The sequence below is a fragment of the Aquabacterium sp. A08 genome, from assembly GCF_011742065.1.
Genome location: NZ_JAAQQT010000166.1, coordinates 1 through 239 on the forward strand (window position 1 = coordinate 1; position 239 = coordinate 239).

At 74.5% G+C, this 239-nt stretch carries 1 protein-coding gene; it reads right to left on the reverse strand.

The window, feature by feature from the left end; all coding sequences use genetic code 11:
- Window positions 1–239, reverse strand: a 239-nt coding sequence (locus HA630_RS00945) for a 2Fe-2S iron-sulfur cluster-binding protein (RefSeq protein WP_243855310.1), incomplete at both ends; no start/stop codon positions are given.

Below are 239 nucleotides of genomic sequence, written 5' to 3' on the forward strand. Positions count from 1 at the left end.
GCCGGGTGCAGCGCGGCGCCCTGGCGGTCGATCAGCGGGTCGCAGGCCAGGTCGGCGGCCGTCCACAGCGCCTGGCCGTGCACCGCGTGGGCCAGTTTGATGCAGCTGTTGACCGCGCGGTAGCGCAGGCCGTCGCCCTCGGGTTCGGCCAGCACCACGGTGCAGGCGCCGCAGTCGCCCTCGCCGCAGCCTTCCTTGGTGGCGCTCAGGTGCAGGTCCTCGCGCAGCAGGTCCAGCAG